Source organism: Candidatus Lokiarchaeota archaeon (assembly GCA_014730275.1).
Lineage (GTDB): Archaea > Asgardarchaeota > Thorarchaeia > Thorarchaeales > Thorarchaeaceae > WJIL01.
In genome coordinates, this window is the sequence record WJIL01000070.1 from 1 (window position 1) to 20,051 (window position 20,051).

Genomic DNA, 20,051 nt, shown 5'->3' on the forward strand with positions numbered 1-20,051 from the left:
ACCGTTTCTACTAGTCTTGGAAGAAGCCCACCAGTTCTGTCCAGAAAGCCGCAGAGAAATCGCTATTCCAAAAGATCGTATAGAAACAATTGCCAGGGAGGGACGAAAATTCTTTGCCTTGTTATGTCTGATTTCTCAACGCCCTGTTAAACTGTCTACCACCGTTCTGAGTCAGTGTACTAATCAGGCGATATTTCGCTGCACCAATCCTTACGACCTCGAGCATATTGGGCGTAGTAGCGAGGGGATAGATCGTTCGTCCCTTGACGCGATAACCTCCCTGGAAGTTGGAGAATCTCTCATGGTGGGAGAGGTTGTAAGTGTTCCAACGTTTGTGAAGATACGGCGCCGCCACTTCGAGCCGAAGGGAAGAATCACCGATCTCCTAGATGCTGTTCGCGAAGCAGAGCACTAAAGCTGAAACTTCTCGAGGACCTTTCTAGGGTTAGGGTGTTAAGTCCATGATTATTTCATCAACCGCGGTCCATGAGATTTTCTTTAATCCATGTTGACCGGGCTCATGGCGGCAATCCAGGAGACCGGCTTCTTGAAGGATTTTTATCTGTGCACTTGCGTTGGCCTCTGTACCGCCAAGGTGTTTTGCAACCCTTGTAACATCTTGTTCTTTCTGTAAGAGAAACTGCAGTATTTCTAGGCGTGTGCCTGAAGAAAGTGCGCTTGCTATTCTTAGGATGTCGTCATCGTTGGCTATTTCTAGTGTTTCTGGCACTTATCGCACCTCACGTGAATCTGGCCAGTTGTTCAAGCATGTCTTTATTATAGTTGTTGTTTGCAAATGCCTTATGTCGCGTACATCTATGAAGCCATGTTAAGCCTTTATAGCAATAAATTAAGGATTAAGTTGAGTGCGACCCCTCATGAATAATGAAAGCGAGTTCATAATGGGCTTTGATATCCTTCCATTTCATAGCCCTCGCTCTCGAACTCCGGCGAAATATGCTTGTGTCATCATGCGAGAAGGAGCAGTACTCAATGAATATGAAGAGATATCCCGCCATTCACTGCTAAATCTGGTAAATGAAATCAGTCCCCAATGGCTTTGTACTGATAATATCTTCGAAATTATTCCTGATAGCAAGTCGGTGATACATCTAATAGAAGATCTCCCTCCTACAACCAAACTGGTTCAAGTTACAGGAGTACCTCCCCGACAAGTAACATTGGCCCGATTAGCTAGACAACATGATATACCCCTTTCTGGAAAACCGTCTCCATTGGAAGCAGCTAGGATCGCCGCTCAGCTGGCTTCTCAGGGTGTTGGATACAGCTTAGAGTGTTTTAGTGCACAGACTGAAATTCAAGTTGTGAGGGGTCGCCGGCCGGGTAGAGGTGGGCAGAGTGCAAATCGTTTCAGACGAAGAGTACAATCGATGATTCAACAAATGACCCGGGAAATTGAGTCTAACCTCAAGAGAGCTGAAATTGAATATGATATCAGCATAAGAGAGGCTGATTTCGGCTATGCTAGTTCAAGGATAGTTGCCTATGCACCATTGCACATTATTCGAGATATTGTAGACTCAAAGCGTAGTGGAGATTTCAAGGTACTCGTAGAACCAATCCGGAAACAGACGGAATTCGTGCCACTAGAACCGGCGCCAGCTCCCCGAAAAACAAAAACTCAGTATTTCATTCTTGGTATCGATCCTGGTACGACAGCCGCAATCTGTCTACTGACACTACGCGGAAAGGTTCATTTCCTTGAAAGCAAGAAAGCTCTAACGCGTGCCGATATTATCAGAATGGTCTATTCCAAAGGCACTCCTGTCATGGTTGCTAGTGATGTAACCCCTGTTCCCAATATGGTAAAGAAAATTTCCAGTACAGTGAATGCTGATTTATTCACTCCGAATAACAATATCCCTGTTGCAGAAAAGAATGAAATAGCCCGGGAGTTTGGTGATGGCGTGAACATCAGCAATGCCCATGAGAGGGATGCTCTGACAGCTGCTGTGTATGCATACCGAAGTATTGTTCCGAAGCTACGACAAATTGATCGCAAGGTCAGAGAGGATCGTATAGACGTAGATCGAGACCGTCTGAAAGCAATGGTTATTCGCGGAAGCCCCATGAATGAGGCAATTGCACGCCTCACAAAAGAAGCTGAAGAAGAGGCACCTTCGGAACCTGAAGAAGTGGAAGAGATGCCCGAAGAGACCATCGAGTCTCTGAGGAAACGATATACGCAACTCAAAGAGGAAAATGAAACCCTTGAACAGAAGGTTGAAGATTTGAATCGCTTGGTAGACTACCTTCGATTCAAAGAGAACGAGCTATCTCACAGCCTCGAAATCATCAGTAAACAGAATTATTGGAAAGTCAAGCGAGATCGAAAAGTGGCCAAGAAGAATTCCGAGATTAAGCGGTCACGACAGCGGATTCACAGTCTCGAGGATCAGATTGAGAGTCTTGAGAACCTCCTATCCAAGCTAAGAGGGGTTAAGCGTCTTGAAATGCGTGGAGATATGCTTGCAGTCAAGAGGATTGGAAAATTCACACAGGAAAGCATTCAGAACTATATTCGGGAAGTGGCCCCTCTAAAAAAGGGCGACGTTGTTCTCTTTGATGATGCTTCTGGTGCAGGGCCACAAACAGCCCATATATTAGCAGAGAAAGGGATTCGCGCAGTGATTGTAGATACGCCGTTGTCCCATTTGGCAGAGAATGAATTAATTGAAGCCGAGATTCCAGTTATTGAGGCGGATGATGTTAAGCTGAGACGAATTGATGAATTTGCGTTTATTGATCGTGATAGATTTGAAAGGAACATGTCCTCTTTCAAAGAGGTAGTCCACGAGAAAGCACGACAAAAACGCGAAGATCAACTTGTTGAAATGGTTGAACGATACCGTCGTGAATCATCCCATTAATCTGTTCTTTACTCATTTAGCTGGATCCATAATATGTTGTTGCCACGTATTAGCACTTGGCCATATTTCGCCTTGACTACTTCCCCCTCAAGTTCCTCGGCTGATGTAAGCGTCATATTCATGTATGGATCACATGTGTTAAGGCGCCCTCTGAAAATTCGTTCATCCTTCAACTTCACAGAGATAATCGTATTCATGGACTGCTGTAGAATCCTTATTGGTTTCTGCTTCTGGGGCACCGATTTTCTCCTCGTTGCAGTGGCTCAATGAGGATGATATAAATGCTTGCACATTTCGACACTGCTCAATCTTTAAGATTGCTATCTGTTAGTTACATTTGAGAGATGATTCAATGCCCATATTATGTCTTGGCTTAGAGGGTACGGCACATTCATTCGGTGCAGGAGTTGTCTCTGCTGATGGAAGGGTCTTATCGAATGAATGGGATATGCTCACTCCTGAGAAAGGAGGGATACATCCTCGAAAAGCCAGTAGGCATCATTCTCGTCTAGGCCCTAAGGTGATTGCCAAAGCATTGAAGAAAGCTGGAAAACAGCCTAATGATATCGATTTAATTGCTTTCTCAAGGGGGCCTGGCTTGGGACCCTGCCTGAGAACAACAGCAACAATGGCTAGAACGCTTGCTCTCAGTCTTGATATACCACTCATAGGTGTAAATCACTGCGTTGCTCATATCGAGATTGGTTGTCTGGAATCTGGTTTCCAAGACCCTGTTACAGTCTACGTTTCCGGCGGCAACACTCAGATTATTGCTTTTGCTGGAGGCAGATACAGAACCTTTGGAGAAACTCTTGATATAGCACTGGGCAATATGCTTGACACTCTTGGCCGTGAAATGGGCATGAAGTTTCCTGCTGGCCCAACCATCGAAACCTATGCACGAGAAGGAACTTCCTACTACAACCTTCCTTATTCTGTGAAAGGTATGGATGTAAGCTATTCCGGCATGTTGACAGCAGCTATTCGCCTTCATACTGAAAATGTTGCCAGGGAAGATATTTGCTTCAGTGTTCAAGAAACAGCTTTTGGAATGATTGCAGAAATTGCTGAGAGAGCCGTTGCACATACTAAGAAAAAGGAGCTTCTGCTCACAGGTGGTGTCGCTAGGAATGAACGTCTTACATCAATTCTTAGGGGTGTATCGGAGCGGCATAAAATCAGTTTCCACAGGGTTTCTAAGTCACTAGCTGGAGATCAAGGGGCTATGATAGCTTGGACCGGTATAGTGCAGTACCTTGCTGGAGATACAATCAATGTAGAAGATTCTAGGGTTCTACCTCGTTGGCGAACCGATGAACAAGACATAGTCTGGAAGAAATAGGGGTAAATGACGATGGAAATCATAGCTCAAGGGGCGGAATCCTGTGTCTACAAAATCAAAAAATGGGGTAAAACCTTTGCCATGAAATCGCGACCCATGAAAGGATATCTTCTACCCGAGATTGACAAATCCATCCGCTCTAGAAGAACGTCTAGAGAGTGCAAAATGTTAACCTATGTCCGCCAATTAGGTGTACCCACACCAGCTGTCTACTCCATAGACATGACAAATCACATCATAATAATGGACTATATTGAAGGAAAACAGCTCAAGGAACTCGTAGGAAACCTGCCGAAGAAGAAATTGGTAGTCCTATGCAGAAGATTTGGACAATTTATGGGAATAATGCACAATGCAGATGTAGTTCATGGAGACCCAACAACTAGCAACGTAATAATGGATTCAGCTTCAAAGATGTGGTTTGTGGATTTCGGTTTAGCTGAGAAAAACGCTACTGTTGAAATGAAAGGAGTGGACCTCCATCTTATTCGGCGGGCGCTTGAAACAACCCACTGGGATTATCAAGATACCATGTTTGAAGCTACTATAGAGGGATACACTCAGACTGTAGGTCCACAATCCACCGAACTCTTCTCACGGATGGATAGTATTAGGGAACGCGGAAGATATCATTAATCTCTTCTATTTTCCACACTTGCTATCATAAATCTTATATCTATTTCCAAGAGGGATTACCAGACCCGTTTTTGGGAATCGACTGACTCAGAGGAATTTACTATGGCAAGGATGCATACTAGGCGAAAAGGCCAATCGGGGAGCAAACGCCCTTCCACTTTGCGTGTTCCTGAATGGTTAGATGAAGAAAAGGACGCAGAATGGGTCGAAGACAAGATTGTTGAATTGGCTAAAGCTGGTAACCCCCCGTCTATGATTGGAGTGATTCTCAGAGATCAGTACGGAATCCCATTGGTGAAGGTTATAACTGGGAAGAAGATTACCGAGATATTAGAGGAGCACGATTTAACACGTGACGTTCCCGAGGATCTTCGAAATCTAATCGCGAAAGCAGCTTCAATTCACAGGCATCTTGAAGATAACAAACGTGACAATGTAGCGAAACGCAATCTACAACTTACAGAGAGCAAGATTCACCGTCTCTCTAAATACTACAAGAAGAAACGTGTTTTGCCTTCTGATTGGAAGTATTCTCCTGAAAAGGCAGCGGTTCTATTGCGCTAGCCTTATCACATTGCATACAATTAATTCATCTCAAATGATTGACCATTCTGATGATGCTTTCAGTCTAGAGAAATTGGATGGTTTGTGGGCGGACCTAGAGCTTAGTGGTAATGACAAAAGCTTGGTACTTATTTCACCCCGTCCTGAATCCCTCTTCGCAGCCTCTCTGATCTGCAGGGCTTACTTGAAGAACCATACACCCTTCACATTGACTTATACTGAGCCTGTTTCAGATTTTGGTCGGATTGAAAAAATATCTCAGTCACAAGGCGCCCCTCTTACGATTGTTGTGGGAACAGAGTTCTATGGCCCAGTAAAGGAGCCCCCAAATCGTTGTATTTTCTTGGGTTGTGAATCACCATCAGAATCCTCGGACAGATTTGTAGGCTCTATTGATTCATTATCACACGTTTGTTGTGCCTTTGCCAGCAAGATTGTATCGCTCGACAATTGGCATAAGCAGCTTGCGGCTGCCGTTGTACTAGCACAGAAATCGAGGAATCTCACCCCTTCTGCCGAGAGCGAAAATATTGTTCGTAGATCGTTGGAAGCAGGTATCTTGGAACAAAGGAGAGGATTACGACTTTTCGGCATCAATCACCTTTCCGCAAAAGATGTCCTATTGTATAGCATATACCCATATTTGCAGGGTTTGAGTGGTGTTGAAGATTCGTGTGATAAGCTGGTCAAGGAAGCAAATATACCACTCTCTAAACGAGCTCTCCCCATGATTTCTCTTTCTAATGATGAAAAAGAAAGGATAAGTCAGATTCTCATTCGCGATTCTTCAAATGCTGCTATCGGCTCTATGTTTGGTGAAGACTACATCTTTCTTCATGAGAATAGGGAAACACCTGTTCGGTTTATGTCGTCAATACTTCCCCTTTTGAAGACCTGCTGGAAACTCCTTGAGCTTGGTATTGCTGCATCAGTTTGTGTCGGTGACCGCTCGCGTTTACTTCATTCTCTTATTAAATCTCATATTGAATACTGCAAAAGCACAACGCGTGGTTTTCATACGCTGACAAAGCGTGCTGACGAAGGGAAATTTCAAACTGCACATGATTCTATAATCATTTCAGATTTAGGGGTGGAACCAAGTGTCTTGTCCGATGTTGGGCGTATTGCATTTGATACTGGTCTATTCGATTCACAGCGTTTTCTTTTGTTAGAATCAAACCGTCATACTGAATTAGTATGGAATAGCGAAATCCATGCCCTAAGAGAGGTTTTCGCGGTATTGGAGAATACAAAAGCACGAATCAAATCTACATCTCCTTATTCAATTCGCTTATTCAATGGAAGAAAACCCTCAGAAATAGCCGAGATGATGCATGATGGAATTGAAAATACATCTTGAGTTTGCAAATGCTGATACTGCTAAGAGAATCCTTCAATCCATTGGACCCGATAACGAACCTCTGCCCATCGGTTTGAGTATTGACTCACAACAAACGGAAACATCCTTACAATTTTCAATCGATTGTGCCAGGGGAATTGACAGTTTAAGGCATACCTTTGAAGACTTGATGGGTGCTATCGACCTCTCCTTGAGGACAACACAACGCTTGGACTCGCAGAAAGCCTAAGGTATTCTTTTCTTCTTTCTTTTTTTCTTCATGCCTTCGTATATTGCTTTAGCTTTTCTCTCAACAGAATCTGCCATTCTCTCAGTGATGAACCCTCTCTCCACAGCTCGCTTCAGGAGATGTTGATCGATTATTCTTGTTTCCCCATTTATCGGATTGACAATGTCAATTTCCAAATCTATATAGCGAACACGACTAGGATTGTCACTATTGCTCGGATATACCTCTATAGCCGTATTGAGATTCACATAAGCCCCTTTCAGTCTACCATCACGCGAATAATATTTGGTAACCAAAGTCTGCGCTCCCGGTACCACTTTGGTGACCGCATAATCTCCTTCCGTACAGGAAACATCCACATCTTCTGAACGCTTTCGATTCAGCTTCAGTTTCCGATTTGTATACCTAAACTTGCGGCGTATAGTTAGGCTACCTGTATTGACCTCTGTAACTGTACCTCGGGACAGAACGATATTCCTTCCATCGAGTTTAACGTGCTCGATATTAATGGGGTCATTGACTCTCGGCATATCTCGTGATACTACCCTTTCCAGCTTGGAGGTCATGTATTCTTTTTCTTCAGGCCTTTCTTCAATAATTAACTCTGCAAAGTCCACTAGGGGGCTGTAGTTGGCGCTCTTGTAGAAATGATGGTGTTTCATAGTTGGTCTAATCTTGCCTCGGGTCTCATCAAGAGCCTTCTTCACTTCGGCTGGGAATTCTATGTCGGCGTTACTTGTCCCCTCAAACAAACGTCCCGGACCATCTATCTTTTCAAAATCGGCGTAGATAGTCTGTGACACATCCAGAAGATCGTCAACACCGTCTCTAAGCTCTTTCTCCGTTAGTTTAGCCGCCGCTGTCCTCCAAAGTATACCCCATCCTTCTGTATGCTGTCGAAGTTTCTTGCCAAGGGCTGTCAAATATCGGCGTTTACTCTCATCTTTGATTTTGGTGCTGATTCTCACAACCGGTTCAGGTAGCAAGACTGCAACCTTACCCGGAATCGTAATATTACTCGACAAAACTGGAGATTTTCGGCCATAATCATGAGCGCGAACTTGGACCATTCTGTATGAATCTGGCTTCATTCCCTTTTCTGGTAGAAGCCCACATATCCTCCCCAGATCTACTTCTATTTGTCCTGTTCGCTTATCTTTTCCTATGATTTTTCCTTTGTATATCGAGCTCTTGGCAACTCTTGGTGTCCGTGTAATTATCCAACCAAGCCTTCTTCGAAGTACATCTGAAAGTTTGTTTAGCAAAGACTCGTACGCTATAGCAACAATTCCCTGTAAATCACTTCTATCCCAAATATCGATGTCGGGAATCGCGTCTCTAAAAGGCAATCCAAAACGGCGGGCCACATCAGGAGATGGCTGCACTATTTCAAAGTGATTCTGCAGAAGGATTTGAGCCAGTGACTGTGAATATATACCTCTGATTCTGACTTTGATAGTAGATGCCTCTGATTCCATATTGTAACACTTACCTGACGAGGCGCCGGCGGCACTATGATGTTGCAGAGCTGCTGCAACAAAGATTACTGTGGATTCTATTTGGATTAGTCTCGAATTGGTTCGAGCAGACTTGACACATGCCATATCTTGGTGCGGGCATGGTTGGGGCAATTAGGATCTTGGCTCGGCTCATCGAGAACTGAGATTGCATTCTGTGCCTTTGCGGCAGGAGAATCCGTCTCGTCTTCAAGTATAGCAATAGCTTCGTTGGCTGCACGTCTTATATTTCGTGGAACCGAGGAATCTTCTGATATCTGCTTAAGTAGGTGAATAGACTGATCAATGCTTTTCTCTGTTTCGGGGTCCAATGGACTCACCTCTGAACTTATCATGGCGCACGTACCGGAGTGCGAACAACAAAATCATGTGACTGGCCGTCAGCATATCAACATTTCTGTATGAATACTATGTTACTGTGTCATACAACTACTATGGGGATTGCCTTATATTCAGAGTAACCTACCCTCTTCTTGTGGAATAATGTCAGATCGAGATGGACCCGCTGTACGAAAAATGGCTGAATTACTGCGAAAGGGTGCAAGCATGCTTGCGAAGCCATGTCCTAACTGCGGTTCACCCTTGTTGAAGATGGGCGATAATATCTACTGTGCTAGTTGTGACCAGCAATTTGCTGAACAAAGTGATGAGCGGGTTACTGTATCTCAATCAGTTGATTCTTCTGAGTCTACAGATGTACTGACCCACTTGCACAGTGTCCTCGTTGGCAAGTTGAGACTCATTGGAGACAGTATCGAACAACATCAGACTGTTGAATCACTAACACAACTGGTAACACTTCTTCTCCGCGTATTGGAAGCACTAGAAATAATCGAAACAGCTATGCAACGAAAATGACCCATTGATTGTATATCCAATGCTGTTGTATACACTCCTTTAGAAGTTCCAAATGACCGTCTTAATGTGGCAATGAGGATTGACTATTCTTCTTTCCTGCGAAGCCTTTCTCGCCTCTCTTTAACTTCTTGAGGACCTTTGAGTACCTTGCTCTTACGAATATTGCATTGTCGGATTGGTATTATTGTCTTAACTGCCTCGTAAACCTCTGATGCTAATTCGCCCATTACAATCAGCTGTACAAGTTCTTCGAAGCTATGCTTCTTAGCATGTCCGCGGATTATTTTCTCGATTGTCTTCCGCATTGCATGTTTGTGACTACTCTTTGCACGGGTCATTGTGAATACAATGACTGATATCCGCATCAAGTAATCATCTTTTGTAAGAATTGGACCAATCCAATCGATTCTAGATGTTCCCCTTTTAACTAACCCTCTGAGATAATCTGAACTCCATTTATGCCCACGGAACGTTGTGTGGGCCTGTTTTCCCTTCACTTCAAAAACCTTGAAACGAAGCTTAACATGAATCTGATCGAAATCTCCTGTCAAGTCATAGAGAGTTGGAGTAACGGTGCGACCTATTACCAAATCGGGATTGCTTGCCGGTGTACTTCCGACACTCTTGTTGTCGAAATAGTCTGGCGCAATGAGTTCATACCAGTCCTTTTGTCGCCACTTGTCCCTTGTTCTTCCGGCTGACTTTTTACCCTTAGATGACATTTTTAATATCGCACCCTCTATTATAGGATGTTTGAGTGCTCGGAGAATCCCATTCTATTGTATTGATTCTCAACTAACAATCTTGCCGACATTCTGTGGTCCTCATAAAAACGTTATGACATGTCCTTCGTACAGGATTATCGAGCTTCTTCCCATGAATCCGTTGACTCACCATTCCTCTATATGGTGCCGTGAGGCTCTCGTGATATAGTCCCCTCTTTCAAAACGGTTATATTTTGTCCGAATTATTTTGCAATCAGCGGAGGTTACCAAGCCAGGCCAAAGGTGCGGGACTTAGGATCCCGTCTCGTAGGAGTCCGCGAGTTCAAATCTCGCCCTCCGCACCAATTTCTGTTGTTCCGTATACCCCCTATTCTTTGGAAAGAGTCATAGAAGGAAATGACATTTCTCACCCATGCAAACAACGAAGTACTTGTTTCTGGCTACGAATGATAACAAGATGCAAATAATGCATCTCTTGCTGAACGCTCTTCACTTCAACGAAGCGGGTCCTCGGGCTGTTCTTGTGTTCGAGTGCTCTTCACCCAAGTTACTACGACAGTTAGAGAATGCCACAATGAAGATGCCGCTTTTTGACAAAGCACTCAATGAAGGAATTATTGATCATGCCTGCAAATCTTGCACGGCCGCCTTTTCAGCTACGGAGGCTGCTGAGAACTTGGGGGTTCCGCTAAAGGGCCCCCTCAAAGGACATAGTGATTTGCTGGCGTTTGTCGAAGATGGCTATTCGATACTATCATTCTAATATGCAATGATGCCGTCAAATTTCCCGCATAACGATTAACAGCTTCCTGACCGAAGAATTGCAAAGGCCCGCGAATCTGATTGCGATAGCCTTTCGTACACTAAGATTATAATAGGTAGATGCTGGAGCTCAGCAAAGCCGGGGTATCCTAGCGGTACGGAGACGGTCTCGAAAACCGTTGCCCTTTGGGCTCGTGGGTTCGAAAGAACCCCTCCTTGGATGGGTTCCGACTCTCCCATCCCCGGCGCTTTATGGGTGCCTGAATTACACTAATCTCCGCCGTTACAACTCTCTAAGGCACGCTTCATCATTTTTCTTGCTTCTTCTGCCAAATCATGTAACCGCTTCTTGTGGCGGGCTCCAATATACAACCTAGCTTTGGGTTCTGTTCCGGAAACCCTGATCAGAAGGTATGAATTGTCTGTAAATTCTAGCCGTACCCCATCTACTTCGATTATCTTCTCAACGCCTGTGAAATCTTCGACAAGACTCCTAATTCGTCTCATGAAATCTATCTTCAAATTATCTGGGCATCGCATATGCTCTCGTAGCATTGGATATTCCGGTATTGATTCCATCAATTCTTTACAGCTTTCTTTGCCTTGGCTTCTTACCAACTGAGCAATTCGTGCCGCGGCAACAATACCATCCATCCATAGACCGAGATTAGTGAAAATCGGCTTCCAAGGCTCGGAAGCAAGGATGATATCATGATTTTCTTCTGCGAGTTTCTCCTGTAAGGAGCCAAGGGGCGCTCTTTCCACCCTACCCCCTTCATTCCTGACTACCTCGTCAATTACGCTCGACGTATCGATAGAAACTAAAACTACCCCCTCCCCTCTCCGTCTAATCTCGTCTCTTGCAAGAAGAGCTATTACCCTATTCTGATCTATGAACTCTCCCTCCTCATCAATGACTGCTACTCGGTCACCATCTCCATCATGGCACAAGGTTACGGGAAACTGACCAGCTTCTGCTAATGTCATGGCATCCGTTAGGTTTCTTGGTGACGGTTCTGCTGGTCTACCTGGAAAATGCCCATCGAGATTGGCATTCAGAGTTGTAACTCTGAACCCCATCCTTGTTAGAAGTTGAGGGGTATAATTCGATGCCGCACCGTTTGCTGCATCAATCAAGACTCGCATACCCTCCCCATCACCACCCCTCCTTAGGAGAAACCGTCTCAAGTTATGCAAGTAAGCATCTCTTATTTCAATCTCCGAGACCCAGCCGATTTCAGACCACTGCGCTATACGGAAGTCACCCTTTTGAATTAGGCTTGTGATTCTTTTTTCTTCTGACCTAATCATCTCCCGTCCGTTCACAAAGAATTTGAAACCGTTGTCAGTTGGTGGGTTGTGACTTGCCGTGATGATTACTGATGCTGAGATTCCCTGTTTTGTGCTGAAATAGGCTGCAGTTGGCATTGGGACAAGACCCAAGTCCATAACATCTGTACCAGTCGATACTAGCCCTGCTGTGAAGCCATTTTTTAGCATGAGATTCGAAGTTCTCGAATCCATTCCAACACCCACATTGCCTTCTCCATTCAAGTAGCTGCCCAATGATTGTCCCAGCTTCATAGAAAGGTCAGTAGTTACTTTGTCGGATATTCCGCCTCTAATGCCGCTTGTTCCGAACAACAATCTATCTCCACTCGCTAATGGCTTGGTAGTGCTAGGTCCGCAATATCCTTTGCGGCCTCTCCAATTCGTTGCAACAAATCTACAACATAAAGATGTCCTTGTGACTTCTCTTCTAATTCGGACATTAGTTCATCTCTTACCTGTGCAGTGGTCTTTCCAAGTTCTTTCTCAGCTACGATTACCCAGTTGACCTTTCCAGCATCGAAATCGAACAAGTTGGAGACTGACTTTTCCAACATATCTTGTACTTTCTTGCCTACCCGCTCTATCTTCCTTGCTATCTTTTGATTTAGCACTTGTTCGGCTCGGTTTGCTATTTCTTCACCCAAATCTGCTATTCTTTCAATATACTGGGCAGCCAATCGGAAGTCAAGTGCTTCAACCGGTCTAATTCCCATTGATTCTGACATTCGAGGATACTGGATGGTTGAACGAAGCTCACGAACAATTAGGAAAAACAAGCGATCTACTTCCTCGTCGCGCTCTACAACTGAATGGGCCAGCTCTTTATCTCCTTCAATATATGCTCGCAGAGCATCATCCAGCATTCTAGAGGCGATTAAATCCATTCTCCGGATGGCCTTATCCACTCCTAAACGTGAAGGATCGATTAAACATTGAATCACAATACTATGCTCGTTTTCCTCGGTAATCTCGAGCGATACGAAACGCTTGATGATTCTCTTCAGCTCGTTTCTCTGTTCTTTTGTGATAGCATCTCTGCTGATAACCTTGATTTTGTCAAATCCTAATAGGTACTTGCTCGTTATTTCCCATGCTAGATTTGATTCCATTTCAATCTCGGTTTCCCGCTTCCCGACACCCATTGGCAATCTCGGATCTACTATGAGACACCCATCCTCCCGCTCTGCAATTACTACTGGGTCACCCTTTTTCAGCTCCCTAGCCAATACCCAATCCTTAGGTAGTATTACAAGAAAAGAACTTCCGCTTGTTCCTCCTGTTCTTTGTAGTTTTCTGATATGCATCTTCAATCAGCACCTTCATCAAGTGGCGCCAAATCAAATTTTGGAGCCGTGATTTATTACATTGCTTACGTATTGAATCAATTGCCCTTCAGAGATACCCACACCGTTATCAAACCATGGCTGTGAAAAAGCAGAAAAGAAGTTAAAGACACGTTGTGTTCGTGAAGGTGGCTTACCCTTGACATCTACGATTCGTCGTACACTGCTTAAACGTCTCATTGGTTCTGGGATACAGGTAACCCCTGATGCTCTTGAGTATATTCTAGATTTGGAAAAACCAAGCGAAGCCGTTGAGTCAATTATTGTAAATCATATTTCCGATGAATTGCCACCTGTGCTTTCAGAAGAACATCTTAAAGCGCTTCTACAAATGAAGGTGGAAACTGAGGAAATTACGCCAAAAATCGAACAGAGCACAGACGAATCTGCCCATCGTGATTCTATGGGAACAAATGAACCCTTGCAATCTAATGATAGGTCTTGGGATATCCGTGTCTTGAAGAACCCCGATAGCGATTCAGTAGGTTCAGGGGGGTCTGTTGAAGATTTTCTAGATTTATTTAATGATAGATTCAATCGCATCAAAGAAATCTACATGAATAGGATTGACACTCAGAGTTCGTTGTCGCCCCTTGTTGCTCAGAATAGACGGAATGATGCGGATAACTGGGAAGCATCACGAAATAGAGGAGAGCGTAGTAGAAGACCTGTGCACAAAGTAATTGGAATTGTAAAGAAAAAGTGGACATCCAGCTCAAAATATGCAAATGTTACCCTTGAAGACCCCGACGGATATATTCGTTGCATAATCCCAACTAGACAAAGAGGGCGGAATGACCATAATCTTCTCGAAAAAAGCAACTCCTTATTGCTTGACGAGGTTGTATGCCTTTCAGGTCACATTAATCGGGATGGAAAACTGATTGCTAACGACATTCTGTTTCCTGATATTCCTACTACACGTGAATTTGGACGTGCTAATCACACCGTTTATGCTGCATTCATCTCTGATATCCATTTTGGGAGCAAGGAATTTCTTGCTGACGACTTTGAACAGTTCATTGATTGGCTTAGGGGCGTCGATGTTGATGAATCCAAAAAGGATGTTGTTCGAAATATTCGCTATTTGTTCATAGCCGGTGACCTCGTTGACGGTATCGGTGTATATCCGAACCAGCGTGATGATTTGCTTATACCTGACATATATGATCAATATGCGGAACTGGCAGACAAACTTCGAAGAATACCCGAAAGAGTGAAAATTTTCTGTATTCCTGGGAATCATGATGCATGCAGACAAGCTCTACCAAAACCACCTATACCGGAGAAGTTCGCCAGCCCGCTTTATGACCTTGGCAATCAGATTATGATGCTTGGTGACCCTTGCCAAGTTGTTGTAGAAGGCGTCACTATACTTATGACTCATGGTGATAGCCTAGATGATTTAGTAACGACGATTCCCGGTGTTTCCTACAAGGAACCTGCAGAACCCATGAAGCATTTGCTGAGAAAACGTCACCTTGCTCCCTATTACGGAGGAAAGACGCAGCTTGCACCCTTACCACGTGATTGGATGGTTATAGATACCCCTCCTGATATAGTGCATTTCGGACACGCACATCATAATGCGATAGATCGCTATAGAAGTGTACGAATAATCAACTCGGGAACTTTTCAAGATCAGACCGAATTCATGAGGAAGCAAGGCATCAAACCAACACCTGGCATTGTGAGTATTGTTAATCTTCGTACCGGTGTTCCCGATTATGAAGTATTCCACGATTATCGGTAGGTGCCAATTACGAATCAACCATATCTTCTGAAATCTTACTCAATCTCGCATCTTCGTTGAGAATTGAGCCAATCTGCTTCTTACTCACAGCAAGCCGAATCTTTTTCGTCCGGCCATATCTCCCTTTGGATATTACTGTTGTATTAATGAGGCCAAGCATATCCAGCTCACTAATTAAGTCACTTATTCTTCTCTGCGTTAGTGTGTCAAGCGACAGAGCTTTTGCAACATCTTCATAAGCATTGTAACATTCCCCCGTGAAGATTTTGCGATGCCCACTCTTAGCAAGTGCATATACAGCAAACAGAACTGCTTTCGATTGCATTGGCAGAGTTTTGATTGCTTCAGAAACACTATCTCGTTCAAGAACCTTTTGAGCTTCTCTTACATGCTCTTGAGTGACCTCTTCGTCTCCCTTTCGTTCCGCTAATTCCCCAGCAGTTCTAAGAAGATCGAGGGCTCTACGGGCGTCTCCATGTTCCTGTGCCGCAAGAGCACCAACGAGGTTGATAACCCCCTCGTCTTTTATTGCTCCTTCATTAAAGGAAATATCCACACGTTGTCGAAGAATACCTCGTAGTTCCACTGCGTTATATGGAGGAAATATGACTTCTTCTTCTCCTAGTGTGGATAGAACCCTTGGATCTAGCATCTCTTTGAATTTCAAATCGTTACTAATTCCGATAATCGATATCCTGCTTCGCTCTAATTCGCTATTCATACGTGTAAGTCCATAAAGTATGTCGTTTCCCTGATTCACATCGCGTTTCAGGAGACTATCCACTTCATCTAAGACAACCGTCAGAATATTCACTTCGGAATCCAATTTTTCTTTTAGGAGGTCACGAATCTCATCTGTAGGCAACCCCGTGAAAGGCACTTCAGACCCATCAGGCATTGTTGCATCAATCTGATTACAGAGACTTCTAATTACTCGATAATTAGTTCCCACAATTCGACAGTTGACAAACGCCGTAAGTGGAGCCTTAATCCCACTTTGTTCAGCTTTTTCGACTAACAGCGAAAGTACATATCTGGCTACCACGGTTTTCCCAGTTCCAGTTTTTCCATAACATAGAATGTTTGATGGTGGAGCTCCACGTAATGACGGACCAAGAATGGAACCAATCCTTCCCATCTGGTCATCTCTATAGGGCAGTTCCTTCGGCACATAGGTGGGCCGTAGCGCGTCTCTGTCTTTGAATATCGCCTGACCTTGCAGGAATTTATCAAACAAGGCATCAAGAGGTCTTTCCATTCCAATTTTCAGCTCCATACGAAACTAAGGATAGTTCCTGTGGAAACCCTTGTTTCTAATGGAACTTATTATCCTTCGTATTACCTGTTTGTTCTAGTTGCTGGAATTGAATACTTACAAAAAAGCACGCATGCAAAGCAAAGCCTTAAAGGTATATCAACGGAGCTCGCCCTTGTTAAGGCACATATAGGACAAACTCTCAACTAGCAAAGCTCCCGATTGTGTATCTGTATCAATCCAAATCTAGCAAATAGGGCAGCATATTTCGCTCTTAGTTGGGAGACTATCAAACCTTTGCGGGAACGTGATGAAAACGGCTGATGTTGAATCTGGTGATATAGTATCTCCTGGAGACCGACTTTGTGTAATTGAGGAGTTGAGTCCCAGTTATGGTACATATGAAGATGAAGGCGTTGTTTACGCCGCTACCATGGGAAAGGTAGCAATGAATCTCAAGGAGAGAACTATTGAGGTCCTTTCAAAGGAAGGCAGGAAAAAGTTGTCTTTACCCGTGGAAGGTGACGACCTCATAGGTGAAGTGGACCGGGTATACGATCAACGAGCAGAGATTAGAGTGGTAAAAAGAAATGATGACTACCTCTATAACGCTCTTCCTGCTCAAATTCATATTAGTAACGTCACCCGACGCTACGTTAAATCACTAAATGATGTTATGGCTGAGGGGGACATAATTCGAGCCAAGTCATTGAGTACGCATGAAATGCCTATTGAAATTAGCATAGTTGGCTCAGACTATGGTGTTATACTTGCGAAATGCAAGAAATGTGGCAATGCACTTACACACACCAAGTATAACAACATGATTTGTCTTCGCTGTGAACAGCGAGCCACTAGAACGGTGGCTTCAGATTACGGTGAGCGTTTTGGTGTTGAGTCGAGACCCGATTTGGCCCCAAGTCGGAAATCTGGCAGAAGTAGAAGGAGACGATGATATTGGACTTGAAAACAGATGTATATGAACAGCATGAACTAGAATTTACGATAGCCGATGGTGGGCATGCTTTCTGCAATCTGCTTCGTAGGACGCTTCTTGAAGAAGAATCAGTGGTATTCACGGGTTACAATATTGAACACCCCTTACTAGCGGACCCAGTTTTTACTTTGAAAACTGAACGCCGCCATACGAATACTGTACTACGGGAAGCTCTAGAGATAATGCTTGCACGGACCGAGGAGTTCAGGAATGAATTTGTTCAAGCTGTGCAGGACTATGATGTAAGCTAGTTCTTGTGAAGTTGCTATACCCGGGCTTTTTGCTATGTACCAATCTTTAGTCACTCACGATTCAGTTGAGCAGGTCATGAATGACAAAGGTCTAGCGAAAATTGGTGACACTCTGGTAAATTTCATTTATTCTCTCTCCAAATCACTCGTTCTTGGCTCTTCGACAGGTGAGAAAGTGCGAGACAGTATACTGGCCCGCGCGATTCGTCAGACCTCTATCTATGAACGAATTGGGCATCGAACCGACGCAGGTACTGCTGGTGATGCCTATGAGGCGATTGTAGCTTATTTGTGGCTAACCAAGAGAATACAAATCGATTCGATTGTAGATATGTTAGTGGATTTGTTGCCATTGGATTCGCAAACAAGCCGTCGGGCCGAAGGGAGGATTGCTGCAGAAGCTTTCGAATCTATAATGGATTATCTCATTGAGTTATTGCCACAATCACTGCTACCGAGCTCAGATTAGAGCAGTGCGTTTTAGTAATCCTTAATTGAGCTATACTATCTGCCTCCGAAGAGCGCGCGAGGTGTTCCAGAAGTTGGAATTCTGTGATGAATGCGGAGCAATGATGGTTCCATCAAAGGATGAAGATGGGAATCGAGTACTGAGATGTAGAAGTTGCGGTCATGAGAAAGCGATCGAGGGCGAGCTAAAAGTTTCGCAGAATATCGAAAAGACACCGCGCGATAAAATTGTAATTGTTGAAGAAGAATCCGTCCCGTTGCCCAAAACCACTGCAGAATGTCCTCGATGTGGAAACAATGAGGCATATTTCTGGACTTCTCAAACTAGGCGTGCCGATGAAGGTGCGACAGAGTTCTACAGGTGCACCAAATGTAAGCACACCTGGCGGAATTACGGAGGATAGATGTCGTAAATTCTACTCGGACCTTTAATACAAGAGTCAGTATTATATTCCGACACACTCAAATTGATTCTGTCCTTCAAGCTGCTGAACGAACCTACGATACCAATTGGTGGTATGAAATCAATGTCTCAAGAAAGCTTCCCCCGTACAAAGCCTGCTAAACTTACAACTGTTCGCGAGCTGACGCCTGATACCGATGACCGCGTCAGAATAATGGGTATTGTTATTGAATCTGAATCGGGGATGGCATTGATACAAGACATTTATGACGACGTAGATCAAGCTGAGCGAATCAAGGCAATTGTAGAAGGAAAGCTAGAAGAGCAAGGACGGTACCTACTGATTGGTGATGTCAGAGAGAAAGTTACGGATGATGGCAATGAGCTTAGGTTGATAGCTTCTATTACCCGGAAAATCGACGACCTTGACATCAAAGAGTATAAGGAAGCACTTGAACTGGGTGAAAAAGTGACCCGTGAACTTAGCCAATAATCGGAGGAGCTGAAATGTTTCACGCAAAATTAGATAGCACTAAAACATGGAAACAAATTGTAGATGCTTTGGCCACATTACTGACCGAAGTCAATTTCAACATTGATAAGTCTGGTATACAGCTAAGACAGCTAGATTCGTCGAAGGCGGCAATGATCGATCTCAATCTACCGGCAAGCGTATTCCAGGAATACACTTGTGATGAAAAGCACAATGTCTGTCTTGGCGTGGACGAACTATCAAAAGTCAGCAAGCGTATGGCGGGAGATGATAGACTGGAGTTCAATCTCGACAAAGATGGTGGACGATTTGAAATCCGAATGATTGGCCGAGCTGAACGTGAATTCAAACTGCAATTACTCACACCCCCGGAAGACACTGCCAATAAACCTGAACTCGAATTTAGTGTTATGGCTGAAATGTTTGCAGATTCGTTCAAACAATCAGTGAAAGACATCGGGGTAATCAGCAATCATGTCAAAATCGTGGCTGATAAGACCACCCTCACCTTCGCTGGCGAGGGAGATACAGGAGAAGCAGAAGTTGAACTTACCGCTGGGGAGGATTCTTCGCTTTATGATCTTGAAGTGAAAGAAAATTCTACTTCGATGTACGCGCTCAACTATCTTTCAGAAATTGCCAAAGCTATGTCAAGTGATAGCATGAAGCTGCAGTATAGTAGCGACAAACCCATACAACTAGAATTTATGATTGCGGAAGGTGGTAGGATTAACTTCATATTGGCACCACGAGTTGAGCGAAGATAAAAAACAGACATTTTGGAAACAAATTGTCTGAAGGCATATCATATTCCGAATCTGAGCTGTAATCTCTATCTATAACTAGGTAGTGACTATATAGTCACTAATGTA

Annotated in this window: 23 protein-coding genes and 2 tRNA genes; 17 read left to right on the forward strand and 8 right to left on the reverse strand. The window is 44.0% G+C overall.

Annotated elements, in window-relative coordinates; translation table 11 throughout:
- Window positions 1-445 precede the first annotated feature (445 nt).
- Window positions 446-730: a helix-turn-helix domain-containing protein gene (locus GF309_08095; GenBank protein MBD3158732.1), complete on the reverse strand. Its 285-nt coding sequence runs from the start codon at window positions 728-730 to the stop codon at window positions 446-448.
- Between the two features lie 148 nt (window positions 731-878).
- Between GF309_08095 and GF309_08100 the strand changes: the two genes are divergently transcribed.
- The gene (locus tag GF309_08100; GenBank protein MBD3158733.1) at window positions 879-2,891 is read left to right on the forward strand and encodes a DUF460 domain-containing protein; all 2,013 of its coding nucleotides are present in this window, start codon (window positions 879-881) and stop codon (window positions 2,889-2,891) included.
- An 8-nt stretch (window positions 2,892-2,899) separates the two neighbouring features.
- On the opposite strand, the gene GF309_08105 is transcribed toward GF309_08100, so the two are convergent.
- Complete coding sequence (locus GF309_08105) at window positions 2,900-3,130, reverse strand: hypothetical protein (GenBank protein MBD3158734.1); 231 nt, start codon at window positions 3,128-3,130, stop codon at window positions 2,900-2,902.
- A gap of 119 nt (window positions 3,131-3,249) precedes the next feature.
- On the opposite strand from GF309_08105, the gene GF309_08110 reads away from it, so the two are divergent.
- The 5 genes from GF309_08110 (at window position 3,250) to GF309_08130 (ending at window position 7,022) form a co-directional block, all read left to right on the forward strand.
- The gene (locus tag GF309_08110; GenBank protein ID MBD3158735.1) at window positions 3,250-4,233 is read left to right on the forward strand and encodes a bifunctional N(6)-L-threonylcarbamoyladenine synthase/serine/threonine protein kinase; all 984 of its coding nucleotides are present in this window, start codon (window positions 3,250-3,252) and stop codon (window positions 4,231-4,233) included.
- Between the two features lie 6 nt (window positions 4,234-4,239).
- A complete protein-coding gene (locus GF309_08115; GenBank protein MBD3158736.1) occupies window positions 4,240-4,869 on the forward strand; it encodes a Kae1-associated serine/threonine protein kinase in 630 nt (209 codons plus the stop codon).
- Between the two features lie 102 nt (window positions 4,870-4,971).
- Window positions 4,972-5,433, forward strand: a complete 462-nt coding sequence (locus GF309_08120; protein MBD3158737.1) for a 30S ribosomal protein S15 — start codon at window positions 4,972-4,974, stop codon at window positions 5,431-5,433.
- A 34-nt stretch (window positions 5,434-5,467) separates the two neighbouring features.
- Window positions 5,468-6,793 (forward strand): hypothetical protein, encoded by a 1,326-nt coding sequence (locus GF309_08125; GenBank protein MBD3158738.1) that lies wholly within the window; start codon window positions 5,468-5,470, stop codon window positions 6,791-6,793.
- Window positions 6,768-7,022: a hypothetical protein gene (locus GF309_08130; GenBank protein MBD3158739.1), complete on the forward strand. Its 255-nt coding sequence runs from the start codon at window positions 6,768-6,770 to the stop codon at window positions 7,020-7,022. The genes GF309_08125 and GF309_08130 overlap by 26 nt, the downstream gene beginning before the upstream one ends.
- Here GF309_08130 and GF309_08135 read toward each other — a convergent pair.
- Window positions 7,019-8,626 (reverse strand): DUF402 domain-containing protein, encoded by a 1,608-nt coding sequence (locus GF309_08135; protein MBD3158740.1) that lies wholly within the window; start codon window positions 8,624-8,626, stop codon window positions 7,019-7,021. The genes GF309_08130 and GF309_08135 overlap by 4 nt on opposite strands.
- On the reverse strand, window positions 8,587-8,874 hold the full coding sequence (locus tag GF309_08140; GenBank protein MBD3158741.1) for a hypothetical protein: 288 nt from the start codon (window positions 8,872-8,874) through the stop codon (window positions 8,587-8,589). The genes GF309_08135 and GF309_08140 overlap by 40 nt, the downstream gene beginning before the upstream one ends.
- Before the next feature lie 148 nt (window positions 8,875-9,022).
- Between GF309_08140 and GF309_08145 the strand changes: the two genes are divergently transcribed.
- Window positions 9,023-9,397 (forward strand): hypothetical protein, encoded by a 375-nt coding sequence (locus GF309_08145; protein MBD3158742.1) that lies wholly within the window; start codon window positions 9,023-9,025, stop codon window positions 9,395-9,397.
- Between the two features lie 83 nt (window positions 9,398-9,480).
- Here GF309_08145 and GF309_08150 read toward each other — a convergent pair whose 3' ends face one another.
- Complete coding sequence (locus GF309_08150; GenBank protein MBD3158743.1) at window positions 9,481-10,119, reverse strand: 30S ribosomal protein S3ae; 639 nt, start codon at window positions 10,117-10,119, stop codon at window positions 9,481-9,483.
- 259 nt (window positions 10,120-10,378) lie between these two features.
- Between GF309_08150 and GF309_08155 the strand changes: the two genes are divergently transcribed.
- The 3 genes from GF309_08155 to GF309_08165 all read left to right on the forward strand — a co-directional run bounded on the left by GF309_08155 (window position 10,379) and on the right by GF309_08165 (window position 11,132).
- A tRNA-Leu gene (locus GF309_08155) sits at window positions 10,379-10,466 on the forward strand.
- A gap of 68 nt (window positions 10,467-10,534) precedes the next feature.
- Complete coding sequence (locus tag GF309_08160; protein MBD3158744.1) at window positions 10,535-10,885, forward strand: hypothetical protein; 351 nt, start codon at window positions 10,535-10,537, stop codon at window positions 10,883-10,885.
- Window positions 10,886-11,022: 137 nt separating this feature from the next.
- Window positions 11,023-11,132 (forward strand) — tRNA-Ser (locus GF309_08165).
- Between the two features lie 22 nt (window positions 11,133-11,154).
- Here the strand turns inward: GF309_08165 and GF309_08170 are convergent.
- Together GF309_08170 and GF309_08175 are read right to left on the reverse strand one after the other, a co-directional pair.
- The gene (locus tag GF309_08170; protein MBD3158745.1) at window positions 11,155-12,528 is read right to left on the reverse strand and encodes a phosphoglucosamine mutase; all 1,374 of its coding nucleotides are present in this window, start codon (window positions 12,526-12,528) and stop codon (window positions 11,155-11,157) included.
- A gap of 17 nt (window positions 12,529-12,545) precedes the next feature.
- Window positions 12,546-13,520 (reverse strand): hypothetical protein, encoded by a 975-nt coding sequence (locus GF309_08175; GenBank protein ID MBD3158746.1) that lies wholly within the window; start codon window positions 13,518-13,520, stop codon window positions 12,546-12,548.
- A 76-nt stretch (window positions 13,521-13,596) separates the two neighbouring features.
- Here GF309_08175 and GF309_08180 point away from each other — a divergent pair, with 76 nt between their 5' ends.
- Window positions 13,597-15,312 carry a DNA-directed DNA polymerase II small subunit gene (locus GF309_08180; protein MBD3158747.1) on the forward strand — a complete coding sequence of 572 codons (1,716 nt, stop codon included), beginning with the start codon at window positions 13,597-13,599 and terminating at the stop codon, window positions 15,310-15,312.
- Window positions 15,313-15,319: 7 nt separating this feature from the next.
- Here the strand turns inward: GF309_08180 and GF309_08185 are convergent, their stop codons facing one another.
- Window positions 15,320-16,570: an ORC1-type DNA replication protein gene (locus GF309_08185; GenBank protein MBD3158748.1), complete on the reverse strand. Its 1,251-nt coding sequence runs from the start codon at window positions 16,568-16,570 to the stop codon at window positions 15,320-15,322.
- A gap of 307 nt (window positions 16,571-16,877) precedes the next feature.
- On the opposite strand from GF309_08185, the gene GF309_08190 reads away from it, so the two are divergent.
- The 6 genes from GF309_08190 to pcn all read left to right on the forward strand — a co-directional run bounded on the left by GF309_08190 (window position 16,878) and on the right by pcn (window position 19,946).
- The gene (locus tag GF309_08190) at window positions 16,878-17,522 is read left to right on the forward strand and encodes a hypothetical protein (GenBank protein ID MBD3158749.1); all 645 of its coding nucleotides are present in this window, start codon (window positions 16,878-16,880) and stop codon (window positions 17,520-17,522) included.
- Window positions 17,519-17,815 (forward strand): hypothetical protein, encoded by a 297-nt coding sequence (locus GF309_08195; GenBank protein MBD3158750.1) that lies wholly within the window; start codon window positions 17,519-17,521, stop codon window positions 17,813-17,815. Before GF309_08190 ends, GF309_08195 begins: the two co-directional genes overlap by 4 nt.
- A gap of 34 nt (window positions 17,816-17,849) precedes the next feature.
- Window positions 17,850-18,284 carry a hypothetical protein gene (locus tag GF309_08200; protein ID MBD3158751.1) on the forward strand — a complete coding sequence of 145 codons (435 nt, stop codon included), beginning with the start codon at window positions 17,850-17,852 and terminating at the stop codon, window positions 18,282-18,284.
- 73 nt (window positions 18,285-18,357) lie between these two features.
- The gene (locus GF309_08205) at window positions 18,358-18,687 is read left to right on the forward strand and encodes a transcription factor S (GenBank protein ID MBD3158752.1); all 330 of its coding nucleotides are present in this window, start codon (window positions 18,358-18,360) and stop codon (window positions 18,685-18,687) included.
- A 123-nt stretch (window positions 18,688-18,810) separates the two neighbouring features.
- On the forward strand, window positions 18,811-19,179 hold the full coding sequence (locus GF309_08210; GenBank protein ID MBD3158753.1) for a hypothetical protein: 369 nt from the start codon (window positions 18,811-18,813) through the stop codon (window positions 19,177-19,179).
- Window positions 19,180-19,193: 14 nt separating this feature from the next.
- The gene (gene pcn / locus GF309_08215; GenBank protein ID MBD3158754.1) at window positions 19,194-19,946 is read left to right on the forward strand and encodes a proliferating cell nuclear antigen (pcna); all 753 of its coding nucleotides are present in this window, start codon (window positions 19,194-19,196) and stop codon (window positions 19,944-19,946) included.
- The last annotated feature ends 105 nt before the right edge of the window (window positions 19,947-20,051 follow it).

Bases quoted from the DNA above. Each gene is read 5' to 3' on its own strand.
- GF309_08100 (MBD3158733.1), top strand. From the start codon at position 879: ATGAATAATGAAAGCGAGTTCATAATGGGCTTTGATATCCTTCCATTT.
- GF309_08115 (MBD3158736.1), top strand. From the start codon at position 4,240: ATGACGATGGAAATCATAGCTCAAGGGGCGGAATCCTGTGTCTACAAA.
- GF309_08120 (MBD3158737.1), top strand. From the start codon at position 4,972: ATGGCAAGGATGCATACTAGGCGAAAAGGCCAATCGGGGAGCAAACGC.
- GF309_08125 (MBD3158738.1), top strand. From the start codon at position 5,468: ATGATTGACCATTCTGATGATGCTTTCAGTCTAGAGAAATTGGATGGT.
- GF309_08130 (MBD3158739.1), top strand. From the start codon at position 6,768: ATGATGGAATTGAAAATACATCTTGAGTTTGCAAATGCTGATACTGCT.
- GF309_08135 (MBD3158740.1), bottom strand. From the start codon at position 8,626: ATGGCATGTGTCAAGTCTGCTCGAACCAATTCGAGACTAATCCAAATA.
- GF309_08140 (MBD3158741.1), bottom strand. From the start codon at position 8,874: ATGATAAGTTCAGAGGTGAGTCCATTGGACCCCGAAACAGAGAAAAGC.
- GF309_08145 (MBD3158742.1), top strand. From the start codon at position 9,023: ATGTCAGATCGAGATGGACCCGCTGTACGAAAAATGGCTGAATTACTG.
- GF309_08150 (MBD3158743.1), bottom strand. From the start codon at position 10,119: ATGTCATCTAAGGGTAAAAAGTCAGCCGGAAGAACAAGGGACAAGTGG.
- GF309_08160 (MBD3158744.1), top strand. From the start codon at position 10,535: ATGCAAACAACGAAGTACTTGTTTCTGGCTACGAATGATAACAAGATG.
- GF309_08175 (MBD3158746.1), bottom strand. From the start codon at position 13,520: ATGCATATCAGAAAACTACAAAGAACAGGAGGAACAAGCGGAAGTTCT.
- GF309_08185 (MBD3158748.1), bottom strand. From the start codon at position 16,570: ATGGAAAGACCTCTTGATGCCTTGTTTGATAAATTCCTGCAAGGTCAG.
- GF309_08190 (MBD3158749.1), top strand. From the start codon at position 16,878: ATGAAAACGGCTGATGTTGAATCTGGTGATATAGTATCTCCTGGAGAC.
- GF309_08195 (MBD3158750.1), top strand. From the start codon at position 17,519: ATGATATTGGACTTGAAAACAGATGTATATGAACAGCATGAACTAGAA.
- GF309_08200 (MBD3158751.1), top strand. From the start codon at position 17,850: ATGTACCAATCTTTAGTCACTCACGATTCAGTTGAGCAGGTCATGAAT.
- GF309_08210 (MBD3158753.1), top strand. From the start codon at position 18,811: ATGTCTCAAGAAAGCTTCCCCCGTACAAAGCCTGCTAAACTTACAACT.
- pcn (MBD3158754.1), top strand. From the start codon at position 19,194: ATGTTTCACGCAAAATTAGATAGCACTAAAACATGGAAACAAATTGTA.